At 68.8% G+C, this 19020-nt stretch carries 17 protein-coding genes and 1 pseudogene; 12 read left to right on the top strand and 6 right to left on the bottom strand.

Annotation, left to right across the window (positions count from 1 at the left end):
• A partial coding sequence (locus MKK88_RS19460) for a TspO/MBR family protein (RefSeq protein WP_243996812.1) occupies positions 1-289 on the top strand: 289 nt, incomplete at its 5' end.
• Between the two features lie 197 nt (positions 290-486).
• Here MKK88_RS19460 and MKK88_RS19455 read toward each other — a convergent pair.
• Both MKK88_RS19455 and MKK88_RS19450 read right to left on the bottom strand, forming a co-directional pair.
• Positions 487-906, bottom strand: a complete 420-nt coding sequence (locus MKK88_RS19455) for a luciferase family protein (RefSeq protein ID WP_244002575.1) — start codon at positions 904-906, stop codon at positions 487-489.
• 72 nt (positions 907-978) lie between these two features.
• Positions 979-1800: an SDR family NAD(P)-dependent oxidoreductase gene (locus MKK88_RS19450; RefSeq protein ID WP_244002573.1), complete on the bottom strand. Its 822-nt coding sequence runs from the start codon at positions 1798-1800 to the stop codon at positions 979-981.
• 114 nt (positions 1801-1914) lie between these two features.
• Between MKK88_RS19450 and MKK88_RS19445 the strand changes: the two genes are divergently transcribed.
• The 6 genes from MKK88_RS19445 (at position 1915) to MKK88_RS19420 (ending at position 9166) form a co-directional block, all read left to right on the top strand.
• The gene (locus MKK88_RS19445; RefSeq protein WP_244002571.1) at positions 1915-2832 is read left to right on the top strand and encodes a LysR family transcriptional regulator; all 918 of its coding nucleotides are present in this window, start codon (positions 1915-1917) and stop codon (positions 2830-2832) included.
• 433 nt (positions 2833-3265) lie between these two features.
• Positions 3266-3529 carry a hypothetical protein gene (locus MKK88_RS19440; protein WP_244002569.1) on the top strand — a complete coding sequence of 88 codons (264 nt, stop codon included), beginning with the start codon at positions 3266-3268 and terminating at the stop codon, positions 3527-3529.
• Positions 3526-4164, top strand: a complete 639-nt coding sequence (locus tag MKK88_RS19435; protein WP_244002567.1) for a TetR/AcrR family transcriptional regulator — start codon at positions 3526-3528, stop codon at positions 4162-4164. The genes MKK88_RS19440 and MKK88_RS19435 overlap by 4 nt, the downstream gene beginning before the upstream one ends.
• Entirely contained in the window at positions 4161-5390 is a 1230-nt protein-coding gene (locus MKK88_RS19430) for an efflux RND transporter periplasmic adaptor subunit (protein WP_244002565.1), read from the top strand. The genes MKK88_RS19435 and MKK88_RS19430 overlap by 4 nt, the downstream gene beginning before the upstream one ends.
• A 52-nt stretch (positions 5391-5442) precedes the next feature.
• Positions 5443-8529, top strand: coding sequence for an efflux RND transporter permease subunit (locus tag MKK88_RS19425; protein WP_244002564.1), 3087 nt, complete (start codon positions 5443-5445; stop codon positions 8527-8529).
• Between the two features lie 34 nt (positions 8530-8563).
• The gene (locus MKK88_RS19420) at positions 8564-9166 is read left to right on the top strand and encodes a DUF2147 domain-containing protein (RefSeq protein WP_244002562.1); all 603 of its coding nucleotides are present in this window, start codon (positions 8564-8566) and stop codon (positions 9164-9166) included.
• 139 nt (positions 9167-9305) lie between these two features.
• Here MKK88_RS19420 and MKK88_RS19415 read toward each other — a convergent pair whose 3' ends face one another.
• On the bottom strand, positions 9306-10199 hold the full coding sequence (locus tag MKK88_RS19415) for a LysR family transcriptional regulator (RefSeq protein ID WP_244002560.1): 894 nt from the start codon (positions 10197-10199) through the stop codon (positions 9306-9308).
• A 154-nt stretch (positions 10200-10353) separates the two neighbouring features.
• Between MKK88_RS19415 and MKK88_RS19410 the strand changes: the two are divergent.
• From MKK88_RS19410 to MKK88_RS19390, 5 genes and pseudogenes are all read left to right on the top strand, one after another.
• A pseudogene (locus MKK88_RS19410) lies at positions 10354-11343 on the top strand (aldo/keto reductase); the annotation flags it as partial.
• 139 nt (positions 11344-11482) lie between these two features.
• Entirely contained in the window at positions 11483-12472 is a 990-nt protein-coding gene (locus MKK88_RS19405; RefSeq protein WP_244002558.1) for an aldo/keto reductase, read from the top strand.
• A 167-nt stretch (positions 12473-12639) separates the two neighbouring features.
• Positions 12640-13035 carry a cupin domain-containing protein gene (locus MKK88_RS19400; protein ID WP_244002556.1) on the top strand — a complete coding sequence of 132 codons (396 nt, stop codon included), beginning with the start codon at positions 12640-12642 and terminating at the stop codon, positions 13033-13035.
• A 40-nt stretch (positions 13036-13075) separates the two neighbouring features.
• Complete coding sequence (locus MKK88_RS19395) at positions 13076-14071, top strand: aldo/keto reductase (RefSeq protein ID WP_244002554.1); 996 nt, start codon at positions 13076-13078, stop codon at positions 14069-14071.
• A gap of 59 nt (positions 14072-14130) precedes the next feature.
• Entirely contained in the window at positions 14131-15441 is a 1311-nt protein-coding gene (locus tag MKK88_RS19390; RefSeq protein WP_244002552.1) for a multidrug effflux MFS transporter, read from the top strand.
• Positions 15442-15708: 267 nt separating this feature from the next.
• Here MKK88_RS19390 and MKK88_RS19385 read toward each other — a convergent pair whose 3' ends face one another.
• From MKK88_RS19385 to MKK88_RS19375, 3 genes are read right to left on the bottom strand one after another with little or no spacing between them, the layout of a single operon-like run.
• Positions 15709-16086, bottom strand: a complete 378-nt coding sequence (locus MKK88_RS19385) for a response regulator (protein WP_244002550.1) — start codon at positions 16084-16086, stop codon at positions 15709-15711.
• A gap of 8 nt (positions 16087-16094) precedes the next feature.
• Positions 16095-18488, bottom strand: coding sequence for a PAS domain-containing protein (locus MKK88_RS19380; RefSeq protein WP_244002548.1), 2394 nt, complete (start codon positions 18486-18488; stop codon positions 16095-16097).
• 4 nt (positions 18489-18492) lie between these two features.
• The gene (locus tag MKK88_RS19375; protein WP_244002546.1) at positions 18493-18690 is read right to left on the bottom strand and encodes a type II toxin-antitoxin system ParD family antitoxin; all 198 of its coding nucleotides are present in this window, start codon (positions 18688-18690) and stop codon (positions 18493-18495) included.
• Between the last annotated feature and the right edge of the window lie 330 nt (positions 18691-19020).

Genomic DNA, 19020 nt, shown 5'->3' with positions numbered 1-19020 from the left:
TGGCGGTTATCGACTGCTTCGCGCCGAGAGATCGCCTGAGCGGACGGCGGCTTTGGCGTTCTGGGCCGCGAACCAAGTTGGTATTGCCGGGTGGAGCGAAGTCTTTTTCGGTCAGCGGTCAACGGGATGGGCCACCGTCACCTCAGCCGCCCTAGGCGCAAGCGCAGTCGGTTATGTAGCAACGGCTAGTCAGGTCGATAAGACCGCCGGCCAGCTCGGCATTCCATTGGTGGCCTGGGTATCGTTCGCGACGCTGCTCGCCGAGGAGATCTGGCGAAAGAACGATTAGTCGGCCGAACTATCTTATGCCATTGGTACGCTGATCGGCAGATTGCGCAAAAGGGCCGGTGCTAAACTCAACTCTTTTGAACGGCGGCGACTGGGATGCAGCTTGGCCGGTTGACCGGCCAGCCGACCCGCTGGAGGGGGCAAAACAGCGGATCGGCCGGGGTACCGCTCGCCGTGGGGCGAGCGATAGCGATCGGCTTATTCAGCGACTTTGGCTCTCTCCGTGATGCGGTCGCGCACATCCTCGTCGGAGGTGCCGTGCATGCGCGCATATGCCAGGCCGAACAGCCATGCTGCGTGTTGTACGTCTTTGGACGACCGTACCGGATAGGTGATCCAGTCGCGCCCCCAGCTGGGCGTCCGCCCCATCTTGTCTTGCACCAGCAACGCAGAAATCGCGCTGCCGAACGGGATATGCGCGGTGCCGTCGAGGTGGATATGGCCCAGCTCGGGGTCGCCAATATGGAACTCTGCCCCGTCAACCACGCCCGGCGAACCGAGCTCCCAATGCGTAAAGGCCGCCACGCCCGGCCACCGGCTGATTGCCTCGGCAAGCTCGCCGGCCGGTCCTTGCAAGGCTGGGGCGGGTTGGACGGGGCCGGGGTTCCTGAGCTTCATGGCGGTTCTCTCGATCGGTTGGGCGACGTTCGGCGGCCGGCACGGCATGCCGTGCCGGCTTCTCCGCTTCGGTTATTGGGCGGACTCGCCGAGGGCCGACCATTGATCCCATTCGGCCAGTTTTTTCTGATAGGTCTGTTTTACCATCGGCAGCGCGCCCTTGCCCAGAATGATCCGTAGTGGCGGCTCCTTCATATCGACCAGTTCCAAGACGACCGGGGCGGTATGAGCCGGATCTCCCGGCGACATCTTCTTGAACGCTTCTTCGGTCTGCTGATGAACGGCCTTGTAGGCGTCGATCGTATTCTGCCCCTCCTTGCGCGAGGAGGTGTTGAAGTCAGTGCCGAAGTAGGACGGCTCGATCAGCGTGACCTTGATCCCGAGATCCTTGGTTTCGGCGGCGAGCGCCTCGCCAAGTCCTTCCAGGGCGAACTTGGTCGCGCCGTAGAGACCGCCGGTCGGGAAGTTCATCAGGCCGCCGAAGCTGGATGTGATGAGGATATGCCCGCTGCCCTGCTGGCGCATGATCGGCAGTGCGGCCTGCAGCACGGAGAGGCAGCCGAACACGTTGGTGTCGATCTGCTGGCGGGCTTGGTCCTCCGTCACTTCCTCGATTGCGCCGAACAGGCCGTAGCCCGCGTTGCTGACGACGACATCGAGCCGCCCGAAATGGTCGTGGGCCTGCTTGACGGCCGCAAAGACGGCGGCGCGATCCGTCACGTCCACGGGCAGGGCTAGGGCGGTATCGGGATAACGCTCCACTAGGTCGGCGACATCGCGGGCGGTCGCCGCGACCCGGTCTCCGCGCGCAAGGGCGGCCTCGGCCCAGTGACGGGCGAAGCCCCGCGATGTGCCGGTAAGGAACCACATCCTCGGCTGGCCTGCTGCTGTCATGATCGAATTTCTCCTGAAGGCTGTGTGGGTTAGTCGCTTGCACAACATTTGGAGGAATTTCATTGTCATGTGTAGCTTGTCCGAACTGGACAGCGTGTAAAGGATAGCTAACCAATGCGCGTCGATCCCAACTTGCTGATCGTCTTCCTTGCGGTCGCTGAGCGGGGGAGCCTTTCCGCTGCGGCGAGCCAATTGGATGTCACCCGCTCGGCGGTCAGCCAGTCGCTACGCCGTCTGGAAGACCGGCTCGGCACGGCTCTGGTGGTCCGCACAACGCGCTCGGCGCGTCTGACGGAGGCAGGCGAGCGATTGCGGGAGCGTCTGGCCGGGCCTTTCGGGGAAATCAGCGACGCCCTGGACGGCCTAGTCGATGCCACTGAGCCGACCGGCTTGCTTCGGCTGGCCGTGGCTTCGATCGCCGAACGCATCCTTTCCGGGCCGCTCATCGCAGGCTTCGCCCGTTCGTATTCAGGCATCAAGATCGACGTGACCGTGACGGACGCCGACATCGACATCGTGGAGTCGGGGTTCGATGCGGGCGTCCGGCTGGGCGAGGTCGTGGAGCAGGACATGATCGCCGTGCCGATCGGCGGCGAGATCCGGATGATGGCGGTCGCCTCACCGCGTTACTTGGGAGAGCATGGCTGCCCGGAGCATCCACGCGATCTCCCGCGTTTTCGCTGCATCGGCTGGCGCGCCACGCCGGATACGGCTCCCTATCGGTGGGAGTTCGATGAAGGCGGCCAGGCCTTCACCGTGCAGGTCGATCCGCAGATCACGACGAACGATCCGCGCTTCATGCTGCGCTCCGCTCTCGCGGACGCCGGGATCACGTTCGCCTTTGAGGAGACGTTCAAGGCCCACGTCGACCGCGGCGAGCTGGTCTCGATCCTCGACGCCTATATGCAGCCCTTTCCCGGGTTCTTCATCTACTTCCCAGCAAAACGGCACATGCCTTCAAAGCTGCGCGCCTTTCTTGATTATCTGCGCGCGGAGGCCGGGACCGTCGGACTGCCGAGCGGGGCCGATTAAATCATGATGCGAAACTCAAGACATTCGCACTAGTCACGACCCGTAAGGAAAGCGCCATCATAGCCGGTGCGGAAGTCAGGTGCAGTTTTAGGATGTCCGCATCGTCGCGTCGGCCCGCCGAAAGCAGACTGTACTGAAACCACCCAACCCAGACGTTCATGGGTGCCCACCGGCGGGGCTGGAACTGGCCGAAGGCGGAATGGCTGCTTCGGAGAAGGTCAGCTGGAAAAGCGGACTGCATTCTACCGACCCATGCCGGGCATTCAGCTGCGACCGGAGGTTTCTCGGAGGCGAACATTTGCAAGCCTTGGCGGAACCTCCTTGTGTCCTGAGATGCTCGCCCACGACAGCCCCTCCCCAGTTGAGAATGAACGTTCATTGACATGAGAATGAATGTTCATTATTGAACTGGGGAGGACTGATGGTGTCGAGCATGACCTACGAATCCGCTGACCACGTCGAAGCCCCCGCCGGCGCGGCGACGTTGCGCGCCCTGGTGCGTCCGGCGAATCTGATCTTTGGCGCCGCGATGCTGTTGGGGTGGGCATGCCTGTTGTCCTGGACCGGCACCGGTCCAAGTGGCTGGCAGGCCCGGGCTTGCGCCGGTCTCGAACACGCGCCCCGCGCCTGCGCCGACCTAGCCCCGGTCAAGGACCAGTCCAGGGTCGTCCCGCTCGGATCGGGTTTCGCATCGTGAACGCTGGGACCACGACCGTCGTCGAAGTCACCGACGCCCAGGCTGCGCGGCGCGAGCGCATCCTCGACGCAGCCGAGGCCTGCTTCGTCCGTAACGGCTTCCACCGCACCACGATGTCGGACCTCGCCCGCGAGGCCGCCATGAGCCAGGGCAACTTCTACCGCTACTTTGCCTCGAAGGAGGACATCGTCCTGGCGATGGCCGAGCGCGACCGGGCCCGGGGGGCCGCCCTCGTGGCCGAGATGGAGCGGGAGGGTGACCGCCGCGCGTCCCTGAACGGCATCCTCGAACGGTTCTTCACCGGCATCACCCGCGAGGCCGCGGTGCTGCGCCTCGACCTGTGGGCGGAGACCACACGTAACTCAGCAATCGCCGAACTGGTCGACCGCAGCGAGGCCGAGGCCCGGGAGTGGCTGTGCGGGATGTTCATGGCGCTCGCCACATCACCTGCTTGCGAGCCCGCGTTCATGTTCGAGGCGGTAAACCCACTGATGAAGGGCATTGTCGTCGGTCGTGCGATCCTGCCGGGCTACGACCCGGCCCCCGCCGTCGCCCACCTTCAGGTCCTGATCGAAGCAGGTCTGAATGGCGCACTGCCGCGGTCGACCGTCACCATTCCGGGGACCGGCCGATGATCCGCGCCGCCTTCCTCGCCACTCCCGCGCTGCTGGCGCTCGGCCTGTCGGCCGCTGTCGCGCGCGACGAGTCCTCCGCCACGGCCAAACCGATCCGAGCGCCTGCCGTCAGTGTCGTTGAAGCGACCCGGCGCGAGACCGTGGAGACCGTGACGGTGACTGGCACCCTGGTGCCCCGTGACGAGATCCTGGTGACGCCCGAGATCGACGGCTACCAGGTCACCGAGGTGTTGGTTGAGGAGGGCGCGCGGGTCGCGAAAGGCCAGGTGCTCGCGCGCCTCGCCCGCGACCTGATCGACCGCCAGATCGCGCAGCAGGACGCGGTGGTAGCCAAGGCCGAGGCCGCAGTGCCTCAGTCCCAGAGCAACATCGAGCAGGCCGAGGCCGCCGAGACCGAGGCCCGGCTCAGTCTGGAGCGGGCGCGCTCGCTCATCGCCACGGGCAACACCACCGCCGTGGTGATGGAGACCCGGACTTCCGCCCTGCGCCAGGCGGAGGGCCGGCTGGCCTTTGCCCGCAACGGGTTGGCCATGGCCAAGGCCGACCTCGCCCAGGCCCGCGCCGTGCGCGACGAGCTCTCCCTACGACTGGCCCGCACCGAGATCCGCGCCCCGGAGGGTGGCATCGTCAGCCGCCGGACCGCCCGCGTCGGCCTCGCCGCCTCGGCCGCCTCCGAGCCCCTGTTCCGCCTGATCGCCCGCGGCGAGATCGAGCTGGAGGGCGAGGTGGTCGAGACCAAGCTGCCCCTGCTGCGCGAGGGCGCCCAGGCCTGGATCGACCTGGGCGAGGGCGGACGCGTCGCCGGCCGCGTCCGTGCGGTCTATCCCGAGGTCGACAAGGCCACCCGCCTCGGCAAGGTTCGCGTACGGCTCGACCCCGACCCTCTCCTGCGCATCGGGACCTTCGCCCGCGGCGAGGTCGAACTCGCCCGCAGCCGCGGCGTGAGCGTCCCCCAGGCGTCGGTGCTGTACAGCGGCGGGCGCCGCAGCGTGCTCGTCGTCGCGGGCGACCGGGTCGAGAACCGCACCGTGCGCACCGGCATCGCCGACGAGGACACCATCGAGATCCGCGCCGGCCTCAACGAGGGCGAACGGGTCGTCGCCCGGGCCGGCTCGTTCCTGCGCGACGGCGACCGGGTCCGGCCGGTGCTCGAAGCCCCGGCCCCCACGCCCGCGATGGCCGCGGTGCCGGCGCCCCGGGACACCGCCGAAGCCGGCGTGCCGTAAGCCGCCTCGTTTCGGCACCCATTCCACATTCACCGAAAGCCAGGGCCGCCCGATGCGCCTGAACGTCTCCGCCTGGGCGATACGCAACCCCATCGCCCCCCTCGTCCTGTTCCTGGTGCTGGTCGTGCTCGGCCTCGTCAGCTTCCGCGGGCTCGCGGTGACGAAGATGCCCAACGTCGACGTGCCCATCGTCTCGGTGGCCATCACCCAGTCCGGGGCGGCGCCGTCCGAGTTGCAGACCCAGGTCACCAAGTGGGTCGAGGACTCGGTCGCCGGCGTGCGGGGCGTCAAGCACATCACCTCGGCCATCACCGAGGGCTCCTCGGTGACCACGGTCGAGTTCCGGCTGGAGGTGAACACCGACCGCGCCGTCAACGACGTGAAGGACGCGGTCTCGAAGATCCGCATCAACCTGCCCCGGACCATCGACGAGCCGGTGATCAGTCGCGTCGAGGTCGCCGGCCTGCCCATCCTCGTCTACGGCGTGAAGGCGCCCGCGATGACGCCTGCCGACCTATCCTGGCTGGTCGAGGACAAGATCGCCCGCACGCTCCAGGGGGTGAAGGGCGTTGGCGGTGTCGAGCGGGTCGGCGGCGTCGCCCGCGAGGTCCGGGTCGTCCTGCAGCCGGACCGGCTGCTGTCGCTGGGCATCACCGCCGCGGACGTGAACCGGCAACTGCGCCTCACCTCCGCCGACATGGCGGGCGGGCGCGGCGAGGTCGGCGGCCGCGAGCAGTCGATCCGGACGCTCGCCGCCTCCCGCACCCTGCGCGACCTCAAGGCCACCTCCATCGTCCTGCCGGGCGGCCGCAAGGTCCGCCTCGACGACCTCGCACGGGTCGAAGACGGCATCGAGGAGCCACGCGCCTTCGCTCGGTTCAACGGCGAGCCGGTGGACGCCTTCGCGGTGTCGCGCGGCGCGGGCGCGAGCGACGCCGAGGTCGCGGCCGGGGTGCAGAGGAAGATCGCGGAGTTCGAGGCGAGCTACCCCGACCTGCAGTTCGAACTGATCGACTCCTCGGTCTCCTCGACCATCGGCTCGTACGATTCCGCCATGCACACCCTGGTCGAGGGGGCGCTCCTTGCGGTCATCGTGGTGCTGCTGTTCCTGCGCGACTGGCGCGCCACGCTCATCGCGGCGGTGGCGCTGCCCCTCTCGGTCTTCCCAACTTTCTGGGCGATGGACGCCCTGGGCTTCACCCTCAACGGCATAAGCCTTCTGGCCATCACGCTGGTGACCGGCATCCTCGTGGACGACGCCATCGTCGAGATCGAGAACGTCATCCGGCACATGCGGCTGGGCAAGTCGCCCTATCAGGCGGCCATCGAGGGCGCCGACGAGATCGGGCTGGCGGTCATCGCCATCACCGCGACCCTGATCGCGGTGTTCGCCCCCGTCTCGTTCATGCCGGGCATCGCCGGCCGCTACTTCATCCAGTTCGGCCTGACCATCGCGGTCTCGGTGTTCATGTCGCTGCTCGTGGCGCGCCTGATCACCCCGATGCTCGCCGCCTACTTCCTGCGCGACCACGGTCACCACGACGAGCGCGAGGGACCGATCATGCGGGCCTACACGCGCCTCGTCGGCTGGTCGGTGCACCACCGGGTGATCACGCTGTTCGCGGGCCTCGCGCTTTTTGCGGCCTCCATCGTGTCTACCGGTCTGCTGCCCTCGGGCTTCATTCCGAAGCAGGACAACGCCCGCATCCTGTTCATGGTCGAACTGGCGCCGGGGGCGAAGCTCGCCGACACGGTGGCGGTGTCCGACCGTGTGGTCTCGCGCATCCGGGCGCTGCCGGAGGTAACCTCGGTCTTCGTCGACGGCGGCCGGCAGGTCGGAGGCAAGAAGGAAACCCGGCTCGCGACCCTGACCGTCAACCTCACGCCGAAGAACACCCGCGCCACGCGCCAGTGGACGGTGGAAGCCGGGATCGCGGCCCTCCTTGCCGAGGAGCCTGATATTCGCTCCTGGACGCTACGCGACAGCGGACAGCGCGACCTCGCCTTGGTTGTGAGCGGTCCCGACGCCGACGTCGTCACCGACGTCGCCGCCCGGCTGCAGCGGGACATGGCCGCCATCCCGCACCTCGTGGCGGTTATGTCGACGGCGCCGCTCAATCGGACGGAGGTCCGTATCCGGCCGAAGCCCGGCGTAGCGGCCGACCTAGGCGTCTCGACCGACGCCATCGCCGAGACCGTCCGCGTCGGCACCATCGGCGACATCGGCCTGAACCTCGCCAAGTTCAACGCCGCCGACCGGCAGGTGCCGATCCGGGTGCAACTGCCCGAGAGCGCCCGCGGCGCGGTCTCACGGCTGGAGAACCTGAAGGTGCCGGCCAAGAACGGAGCCGCCGTGCCGCTGGCGGTCGTGGCCGACATCGAGCTCGACCAGGGCCCAGGCGCCATCGACCGCTACGACCGGGCGGTACGCGTCGCCGTCGAGGCCAACATGCAGGACTCTGAGGCGCTGGGCTCCCTCATCGCCGAGGCCCTGCAGACGCCGACGGCGAAGAACCTGCCGCCGGGGGTGACCATCAAGCAGACCGGCGACGCCGAGATCATGGGCGAGGTGTTCTCGGGCTTCCTGATGGCGATGGGCGCCGGCATCATGATGGTCTACGCCGTGCTCGTCCTGCTGTTCGGCTCGTTCCTGCGGCCGCTGACCATCCTGTTCTCGCTGCCGCTCTCCATCGGCGGCGCCATCCTCGGCCTCCTGGTTTGCCAGATGCCGATCTCGATGCCGGTCGTCATCGGCATCCTGATGCTGATGGGGCTGGTGACGAAGAACGCGATCATGCTGGTCGACTTCGCGGTCGAGGAGATGGCGCGCGGCGTCGACCGGGTCACGGCCATCGTCGATGCCGGCCGCAAGAGGGCGCGACCCATCGTGATGACGACCCTCGCGATGGCCGCCGGCATGGTCCCGTCCGCCATGGCGTTCGGGGTCGGCGGCGAGTTCCGCGCGCCGATGGCGGTGGCTGTCATCGCCGGCCTCATCGTCTCGACCCTGCTCTCACTTGTCTTCGTCCCGGCCGTGTTCCTGCTGATGGACAGCCTGTCCCGCCTCCTCGGGCGCGTGTTCGGCCGGTTCGTGGGCGCTCGCGACGCGGCGGCCGGGCACGCGGCGACCGTGCCGTGAGCGTCACCTTTCGACAGATTGACAAAGGAATCCGATGACCGCTCCCCTCTACCGCTTGGCCACGGTTGCCCTGGCAACAGCCGTCGCGACCCTCGGGTGCGGCCGGCCGAACGAGGCGCATGCGGCGGAACCGTTCGGCACCTGGCTCACGGAGGACGGCCGCGCCCGGGTCCGGACCGAGCGGTGCGGATCCGATGCGTCCCGACTGTGCGGCTTCGTCGTCTGGGGCAGCGAGCCGCTGGACAAGGACGGCAAGGCGAAGGTCGACCGCCATAACCCGAACCCGGCTTGGCAGGCTCGGCCGCAGCTCGGCCACCAGATGCTTCTCGGCCTGAAGCCCAACGCCGAGGGGCGCTACGAGGGCAAGATCTACAACGCCGACAACGGGAAGTCCTACGACGTCACGGTTTGGAGCGACCAGCCTTCCGTGCTGACGGTGAAGGGCTGCATGCTGGTCTTCTGCGCCTCGCAGGCGTGGAAGCGCGTGGCCGACGTCGCCGCCGGCCAGCTCCAGGGGCCGACCGACGGCCCGGGCGGTCCGCGGTCCGATTCCGAATGGACATCGAAGGGTGGGCGGACGGGCACTACACCGGCCAAGAGGCCATCGACGGAAGGCTCGGCCACGCACGCGCGATAGGTATCGCGCCCGCATGGCGCACGAGGCATCGTGCCACCCGCCCGAGGCAGCACGGTCTGCCAGTCGGCCGGCACATCGCCCCCCCGTGCATGGCCGACCGGCTGCTTCTCCCGTTCCGACCGGAACTCGGGCCTGCCGTTCAATCCCCGAAGCGGAGAGCCGCGACCAGCAGGGCGAAGGCCGGCGTGGGCTGACGCCGGCTCGGATAGTACAGGTGGTAGCCCGGGAACGGCGGGCACCAGTCGGTGAGCACCCGAACGAGCCGCCCGGCGTCGATGTCGGTGCGAACCCGGTCCTCGGGCAGGTAGGCGAGGCCCAGCCCGCCGAGCGCGGCCTTCAGCGCAATCGACCCGGTGTTGACCACCAACGGCCCCTCGACGCGCACGTTCAGCACGCGCGAGCCCTTCTCGAACTCCCAGGCGTAGAGCCCCCCGCGCGTCGGCAGGCGCAGGTTGATGCAGGCGTGCTCCGTCAGGTCGTCGGGCGTGCGCGGCTTGCGGCGCCCCTCGAAGTACGTCGGCGCGGCCACGGCGGCCATGCGCAGGTCGGGCCCGATGCGCACCGCGACCATGTCCTTCTCGATTTGCTCGCCGAGCCGCACGTCGGCGTCGAGGCGCTCGGCCACGATGTTGGTCAGGCCGTTGTCGACCACGACCTCGGCTGTGACGTCCGGGTAATCCGGCAGCAGCCGCTCCAGCGCCGGCCAGACGATGGTCTCGGCCGAATGCTCGCCCGCCGCGATGCGGATGTTGCCCGCCGGCTTCTCCCTGTACTCGGTCAGCGCGGCGAGTTCGGCGTCAATCTCGTCGAACCGGGGGGCGAGCGTGCGCACCATGCGCTCGCCGGCCTCGGTGGGCGAGACGCTTCGGGTCGTGCGGGTAAGGAGCCGGACGCCGAGACGCGCCTCCAGCCCCTTCAGCGAGTGGCTCAGCGCCGACTGCGACACGCCGAGCTTGGCCGCCGCCCGGGTGAAGCTGCCCTCGCGCGCGACCGCCAGGAAGGCCGCCAGGTCGTTCAGGTTCTCACGTGCCACTGATGAGGCCTGCTCATAGCCTTAATCGTCTTTGCCTCACTAATCCGATTGCAACCCTGCGGATAGGTTCCCCGTCATGCCCGGACGGCGTCGCCGTCGGGATCCCCAGAATAACCTGCGAGGACGGGCTGCCGGCCCGGTCGAGGATACGACGATGCAGATGCGCAAACTCGGACGCACTGGCCCTGAGGTCTCGGCCATCGGCCTGGGCTGCATGGGCCTCAGCTTCGGCCTCGGGCCGGCCACCGACCGCGCGGAGGCCATCCGCGTGATCCGCACGGCGGTCGAGCGCGGCGTGACCTTGTTCGACACGGCCGAGGCCTACGGTCCCTTCGCCAACGAGGACCTCGTCGGCGAGGCCCTGGAGCCGGTGCGCGACCGCGTGCTGGTCTGCTCGAAGTTCGGCTTTCACATCACCGAGGCGGGAGAGATGGTCGGCCTCAACAGCCGGCCGGAGCACATCCGCGCCGTGGTCGAGGCCTCGCTGAAGCGGCTGCGCACGGACCGCATCGACCTCCTGTACCAGCACAGGGTCGACCCCGCCGTGCCGATGGAGGACGTCGCCGGCGCGGTGAGGGACCTGATCGGAGAAGGCAAGGTTGGACATCTCGGCCTGTCCGAGGCCAGCGCTTCCAGCATCCGCTACGCCCACGCCGTCCAGTCGGTCGCCGCCATCCAGGACCACTACTCTCTCTGGATGCGCGAGCCCGAGACGACCAAGTTCGCGCTCTGCGAGGAGCTCGGCATCGGCCTCGTCGCGTGGGGACCGCTCGGCCAGGGCTTCCTCACCGGCGCCATCACCCGCGGCATGCGCTTCGACGACCCGAACGACCTGCGAAGGGACTTTCCGAGGTTCACCCCCGAGGCGCTGGAGGCGAACTTCAGGATCGTCGACTTCCTGAAGGACCTCGCCGCGCGCAAGGACGCCACGCCCGCCCGCATTGCGCTCGCCTGGCTGCTCTCGCGCAAGCCGTGGATCGTGCCCATCCCGGGGGGCACCAAGGTCGAGCACCTCGACGACAACCTGCCGGCCGCCGACCTCGACCTGACGCCGGGCGACCTCGCCGAGATCGACGCCGCCTTCGCCGCCATCGACATCAAGGGCGCGCCCCTGTCCGAGGCGCTCGACGCCGCCATCGACCGCTGCCCCCCTTCGGAGGCCGTCGCGGCCTCCGCCACCCATGCGCTCCCGCTCGCCATCCCAGCCCCCTCACGGCGGTCGGGACGCGCCAGTGGCCGGGGCGGATCCGCCCCGGCCACGTCCGGATCACGAGGAATCCACCATGAAGATCCGCAAACTCGGCCCGCTGACCGTCTCCGAGATCGGCTTCGGCACCATGAGCTTCGCCGACTACTACGGCGCGTCGCCCGAGCGTTCCGAGGCCATCCGCGTCATCCGTGGCGTGCACGAGGCCGGCGCGACCCTGTTCGACACGGCCGAGGCCTACGGACCCCTGACCAACGAGGATCTCGTGGGCGAGGCGTTGGCGCCGGTGCGGGACGACGTGCTCATCGCCACCAAGTTCGGCTGGAACATCGACCCCGAGACCGGCGAACGCCGACCGGGCCTGAACAGCAAGCCCGCCCACATGAAGCGAGCCGTCGAGGGGATGCTGAGGCGCCTGCGCACCGACCGCATCGACCTGCTCTACCAGCATCGCGTCGATCCGGAAGTCGCCATCGAGGACGTCGCCGGGACGGTGAGGGACCTCATCGCCGAGGGCAAGGTCCTGCAGTTCGGCCTGTCCGAGGCCGCGGCCGACACGATTCGGCGGGCCCATGCCGTCCAGCGGGTGGCCGCCATCCAGAGCGAGTATTCCCTCTGGACCCGAGACCCCGAGCCCGAGATCCTGCCGCTATGCGCAGAACTCGGCATTGGGTTCGTGCCCTGGAGCCCGCTCGGCGCGGGCTACCTCACCGGCAAAGTCGATCCCAACGTCGCCCAGGACGCGAAGGACTTTCGCGCGAATTCCCCGCGCTTCGCGCCCGAGGCGATGAAGGCCAACCGGGCGTTCGTGACCCTGCTGGAGGGCATCGCCGCCGCGAAGGGGGCGACGCCTGCCCAGGTCGCGCTGGCGTGGCTCCTCGCGCGCCACCCCTTCATCGTGCCCATCCCCGGCACGCGCAGGCTCGACCGCGCGGTGGAGAACCTCGGTTCGGCCGGCGTGACGCTCACCCCCGATGACATGGCCGGGATCGAGGCGGGCGCGGCCGGGATCACCGTCGAGGGCGCCCGGCTACCGCCGGCGGTCTTGCAGTTCTCGTACCGCTGAGCCTCGGCGTTCGCGCGCCGTCGCGAAGGCGGGGGGGGGCACCGTGTTGATGAGCTTAGCTCATAGCCACATGCGGCTTCGATGGGCTAATCCGGGCATCGACTAGGATCTACCTTCGTCTCGTTCCCGCCGCACCGACGGCGGGCCTAACGACGGAGGCGTGACGGATGGACATCAAGCGCAGCGGCTCGCAGCCCTCGGCCCGGGGCCCCGCGGACTACTTCACCGGATCGGTCCGCATCGACGCGCCCTTCCAGGGCACCGAACCGGCCCGCGTCGCCAGCGCGACCGTCACCTTCGATCCGGGCGCCCGCACGGCCTGGCACACCCATCCGCTCGGCCAGACGCTCCTCGTCGTCGCCGGTCTCGGCTGGGTCCAGCGCGAGGGCGGACCGGTCGAGGAGATCCGCCCCGGCGACATCGTCTGGTTCCCGCCGGACGAGAAGCACTGGCACGGCGCCACCGCGACGACAGGCATGAGCCACGTCGCCATCGCGGAGAAGCTCGACGGCAAGTCCGTCGACTGGATGGAGCAGGTCACCGACGCGCAGTACCGCGCCTGAACCCCGTCCGATCCCGTCACTCGCATCCAGGATAGCGACCATGAACACACGGACCCTCGGCAAGAGCGGCCTTAAGGTGTCGTCCATCGGCTTCGGCTGCATGGGCCTCGACTTCGGCTACGCGACCAAGGTCACCAAGGCTGAGGGCATCGCGCTCATCCGCCAGGCGGCCGAGCGCGGCGTCACCCTGTTCGACACGGCCGAGGTCTACGGCCCGTTCACGAACGAGGAGATGGTCGGCGAGGCCCTTCGGCCGATCCGCGACCGTGTCGTCGTCGCGACCAAGTTCGGCTTCGACATCGACCCGGCGACGGGCAAGCAGTCGGGCATGAACTCGCGGCCCGAGCACATCCGCACGGTCGCCGACGCCTCGCTCCAGCGGCTCGGCATCGAGGTCATAGACCTGTTCTACCAGCACCGGGTCGACCCGAACGTGCCTATCGAGGACGTCGCCGGTGCCGTCAGGGACCTGATCGCCGCCGGCAAGGTCCGGCACTTCGGCCTCTCCGAGCCGGGCGCGCGGACGGTGCGCAAGGCGCACGCCGTGCAGCCGGTCGCGGCCCTCCAGAACGAGTATTCCCTCTGGACGCGCGGCGTCGAGACCAACGGCATCCTCGACGCCTGCGAGGAGCTCGGGATCGGCCTCGTGGCCTACAGCCCGCTCGGCAAGGGCTTTCTGACCGGGGCCATGGGCAAGGACACCAAGCTCGGTGAGGGCGACTTCCGGGCGATGCTGCCGCGGTTCACCCCCGAGGCGATGGAGAGGAACCAGGCGCTGGTCGACCTCCTGAAGCGCATCGCGGCGGAGAAGGGGGCCACCCCGGCCCAGGTCGCGCTGGCCTGGCTCCTGTCGCGCAAGCCCTGGATCGTGCCCATCCCCGGGACGACCAAGCTGCACCGGTTGGAGGAGAACCTCGGCGCCGCCGACCTGGAACTGTCGGTCGCCGACCTCGCCGGGATCCAGGCGGCGGCGTCCGAGATCGGGGTCGAGGGCGAGCGCTATCCCGAGCATCTCATGGCGACGGTCGGGCGCTGAGGGCGGTCACGGTGCGCGCGATCCGGCGCGCACCGCCACGCGGTAGAGGGTTTTGGCCCATGTTCGCGCTCTCGGAACGGGATCAGGCGTCGCAGACGCTCGCAGCTGACGTCTTTCCAGGGGAGGGGGCGAAAGGCTCCGACGCCCGGGGCGCCGCCTCGCCGGCCCGGGCCGAGGTCGCCCGCAACGGTTGGCGCGTCCTCGGCGTCCTGAGTGCGCTCATGGGCTTCGCCTCGATCTCGACCGACCTCTACCTTCCGGCCCTGCCGACCATGGCCACGAGCCTTGGCTCGGACACGGGCACGATGGAGCTGACGGTCGCCGGCTACCTGATCGGCTTCAGCCTTGGCCAACTCCTGTGGGGGCCGCTCGGCGACCGCCACGGGCGCCGGGGTCCGATCGCCGTCGGCCTGATCCTGTTCGTCGTCGGCTCGGCGGGATGCGCGCTGTCCCTGACCCCGTGGGGCATGATCGGCTGGCGCATGGTCCAGGCCATCGGCGCCTGCGCCGGTGTCGTCCTCGCCCGTGCCATGGTGCGGGACCTCTACGTGGGCGACGGCGCGGCCCAGATGCTGTCGACGCTGATGACCGTGATGGCCATCGCGCCCCTGCTCGGGCCGCTCCTCGGCGGCCAGATCCTCGCCGTCGCCGGTTGGCGGGCGATCTTCTGGGTGCTGGTCGGCGTCGGCGTCCTCACCCTCGCCGCTCTGTTAACGCTGCCCGACACCCTGCCGCCCGGGAGGCGCAACCGCGAACCTCTCGGCCGGGCGTTCGTGCGCTACGGCGGACTGCTGCGGGAGCCCCGTATCCTCGCCTACGCCGGGGCCGGCGGCTTCTTCTACGGCGGGATGTACGCCTACATCGCCGGCTCGCCCGCCGCCTACATCACGGTCTACCACGTCGAGCCGCGCTCCTACGGCTTACTGTTCGGCGTCGGCATCCTCGGGATCATGGCGACCAACCTGCTGAACGCGCGGCTGGTCATGCGCTTCGGCGGGGACCGGCTGCTGCTCCTGGGGACCGGCCTGGGCGCGTGCGCCGGGCTCGCCCTGGCGCTGGCCGCCGCCACCGGATGGGGCGGTCTCGCGGGGCTGGTCATGCCGCTCTTCGCCTTCATCTCGGCCACCGGGTTCGTCGTGGCGAACTCCGTCTCCGGCGCGCTCTCCGGCTATCCGGAACGGGCGGGGGCGGTCTCGGCGCTCGTCGGGGCGATCCACTACGGCAGCGGCATCCTCGGTGCCGGACTGGTCGGCGCTTTCGCCGACGGGACGCCGCGGCCGATGGGATGGGTCATCGCACTCGCCGGCCTGGGTAGCGTCGCGAGCGCGTCCTGGGTCGGGTGTCGCCCAACCGTCTGTCGCTCCCGATAGTCGGCGCGGCCGCATTCCGCACAGGTGAAAGTCCAAAGGTGAACCCGGGGAAGGCTCATGCGCCCGAGGATCGAAGGCCGGAGCGAGATACCGACGGTGGCAGCACGATTCCGACGTCCCCCAAAATGGAGATTGGCGGCCTCGTGGGGGTCTGGGACGACGATTCACGACCGATTTGAATGAATGCTCGTCGGTCCGCATTCGGGCGGCGTCGACCGAAAGCGCACGGCAACGCCTTGACCGCTTCCGGCCGATGGATGCCGTCTCCTAATGCAGCATCCGGTGCATCATCGCTGTGATCTCGTGCCGCTTGTAGGGCTTGGCAAAAAATACGCCCCTGGCCGGCATATCGCTCGGCTGCGGGCGACGACGTCCCGATACGATGATGATCTCGATCGGCGGCCACCGGTCCCGTATCGCCGCGGCCAACTGCATCCCGTCGATACCCCGCGGCATGTCGATGTCCGTAAACACCACCCGGATGTCCGGCCGGCTTTCTAGGATGAGGATCGCCGCCTCGGCGCTGGCGGCCTCGACGGCCTTGAACCCGGCATCCTCGACGAGATCCACCGCGTCCATGCGCTGGATCGGCTCATCCTCGACCACGAGGATCACCGGCGGGGCAAGCGTCGCTGATTGGCCCATCTGGTCTCCTATGAGCCTTGCAACTGATCGAGAGGGGCCCGCATCGTCGCCTGGAACCCGGACGGCGGGTAACGCAGGTCGACGGCGCCCGTGCCCACGAGGCCGACACCGATGAGCCGCGCCCCGAAACCCTTTCGGCCGCTCGTCACCGGCGGGACCACGGCCGGCCCGCCCTCCTCAGCCCAATCGAAGACGACCTCCTGCCGGCCGTCCTGACCGTCGAGCCGCCAGTCAATGGTGACCCGGCCCTCCGGCACCGACAGTGCCCCGTACTTGGCCGCGTTGGTGGCCAATTCGTGCAAAAGGAGCGATAGCGACAGGGTCGCGCGCGGCCCGAGATCGATCTCGGGACCCGACACCGCGATGCGGTCGGCGTGCCCCGCGCTGGCCAGCACCGCCCTGACCACGTCCGTCGCGGGCGCAGCGGTCCAGGCCCTGCGCAGAAGAACGTCGTGGGCGGAGGACAGTGCGTGGATGCGCTGCTCGAACGCCTGGACCGGCGCTCGGTCGGGGACGCTACGCAGGGTCTGGCCGGCGATGGAGAGCACCATCGCGAACGAGTTCTTGAGGCGGTGCGAGATCTCCTCGTTGAGAAGGCGCTGGTCGGCCTCGGCCCGGACCCGCGCCACCGCGGTCTGCACGCGGTCAGCGACCGCGCGTACGAAGGTGAGATCCTCCGTGGTCAAGGCGCGGGTCTCGGCGTAGTTGACGAACGCGATGCCGACGAGCTGGCCCCGTTCCAGAATCGGCACGTTGAGCAGCGAACGCACGCCGATGCCGAGTAACGCGTCCGCGGTGTTGCAGGTGCGCGGGTCGTGGGTAACCGTCTCCACCGCGACTACCTCGCCGCGCTTCAGGTCCTCGATGTACGAGCCGTAGGCACGGAAATCGTGCCGCCCTGCGACCGAGACGTGGCCGGGTGCGCGCCAGTCGGGTAGAACCTCGACGGCCTCGCGCGCAGCGTCCACGACGCCGTAGCCCGCCCGCGTGGCACCGGTCACCCGAGCCATGATCTCGGCGGCCGCCTGGACGAGGTCAGGCACGGTGTCGAGATCACGCAGGCGGTCGCCCAGTTCCGAAAGTCCCCGCCAGTGCGCCTCGCTCGTGCGCAGGGCCTCCTGCGCCGCGCGCTTCTCGTCGATGTCGAGCAAGACGCCGGGGAAGCTCAGCGGCGTCCCATCGGGTCCTTGATCGACGCGCCCATTCGCCTCGATCCAGTAGTAGCGCCCGTCCGAGCGCCGAACCCGGTACTGATGGGCGTAAGCCCCTCCACGCGTGACCGCCTCGTCGATGGCCGCGGCAAGGCCGGATTGGTCATCCGGATGCACCGTCGCTACGATCTGGGCGAGGGGGATGCCCTCTCGACCCAGCGACGGGTCAAGGCCGAAGGACCGGGCGAACGCCTCGTCGATGGTGAAGCGGTCCGTAGGCAGGTCCCAGAACCACGTGCCGATGATCGCCCCGGCCGCGAGGGCGAGTTGCAGCCTCTTGGCATCCGCTAGTGCCGAGAGACGCGCCTGCTCCTCGGTGATGTCGCGGGCGACGCAGTAAAGTTGCCCTGCGTCCGATACCGCCGTCCAGGTCAGGATGCGGTAGTCGCCGACCTTGGTCCGGAAGCGGTTCTCGAACTCGAAGGTAAGGTGGCCGGCCGCCAGGTTCCTGACTTCGGACCTCGTCCTCTCCCGGTCGTCGGGGTGCTCCATCCATTCGGAAGTCCGGCCGACGATCTCCTCCGGCCGCCAGCCAAGGACACGGGTCCATGCCGGGCTGATCGATACCCACACGCCTTGCCCGTCGGCCACCCCGAGCATGTCCCGGCTGTGCTGCCAGATGCGGTCCCGTTCGCGGGCGGTTGTCTCCTCCCGCTCGCGGAGGACGAGGTTCTGCTCACGAAGCTGCGTCTGCGCATCGCGCAAGACGTTTTCGGCCCGCTTCTGCGCCGTCATCTCGGTGGCAAGGAGCAGCACGCCTGCGAAGCTGCCCGTCTCGCCCTGGACAGGCGAGAAGCTGTAGGTCCAGACCGTGTCCTCGTCGCGCCCGTGCCGGCGCATCACCATCGCGAGGTTCTCGATGGCGAAGCCCTCGCCGGTCCGCATCACCTCCGCGACCTGAGGCCCGAGTGCGGGGGCGAGATCGGTCAGCACCTCTGGCATCGGGCGGCCGAACGCCCACGGGTGCCGGTCGCCAAGGGCCACGCCGTAGGCATCGTTGTAGAGAAGCCATTGTTGCGGTCCCCAGTACAGGGCGGCGACCCCCTTGGCGTTCAACACCAGGGACAGGGCTGATCGCATCGACTGCGGCCAGGTCGCATAGGCGCCGAGAAGTGTCGCATCCCAATCCGTGTCGCGGACGCGCTGGCCCATCGCGCCCCCGCCGATCATCACTGGGATCGGGGCGCTCACGACCTCACGCCCGATTCTCGGGCGGCGCCGAACTTGGAGAGTTGAACCCGAGCCGTCGCCGTTCCTCCTCGGGGCGCAACAGGCGCAGCCCGGCGCGCACGCCTCCGCTGTGGTTGGCGTAGTTGCCTGACTTCACCAGCGCTCTGACGAACGCGTGCAGTTCGGGGGTCAGGGAGACGTCAAGGGCTTTGCGCTCGATCACCGCATACGCCTTACCGGATGACACGGTGTAACACAAAGCGCATCGCCGTAGCCGTCTGCTTCCGGGTTCGGAAGTCGCTGTCCCGACGTCGGTGCCGGGGAGCCCTCCCGAGCCCGCGCCAAGTTTCTGGCCGCCGACGGATGTTCGCTTCCGGGACGCGTCGGCCGTTTCACGAACGGCCGACGTGGATCGATTTCGTTGAAAAACTCGTTGGCGGCCGAGATCGGAGAGGGGCGGGATGAGCCCTCGCCCTAGGGCTGGGTGTCGCCAGCCGGTCAGGCCGGGCTCGGCTGCGGGATCGGGAGGAGCTTTGCGAGCTTCCTCAGGTTC

The organism is Methylobacterium sp. E-005, from assembly GCF_022829725.1.
GTDB lineage: Bacteria > Pseudomonadota > Alphaproteobacteria > Rhizobiales > Beijerinckiaceae > Methylobacterium.
This window is presented reverse-complemented; position numbering and strand designations above follow the sequence as displayed.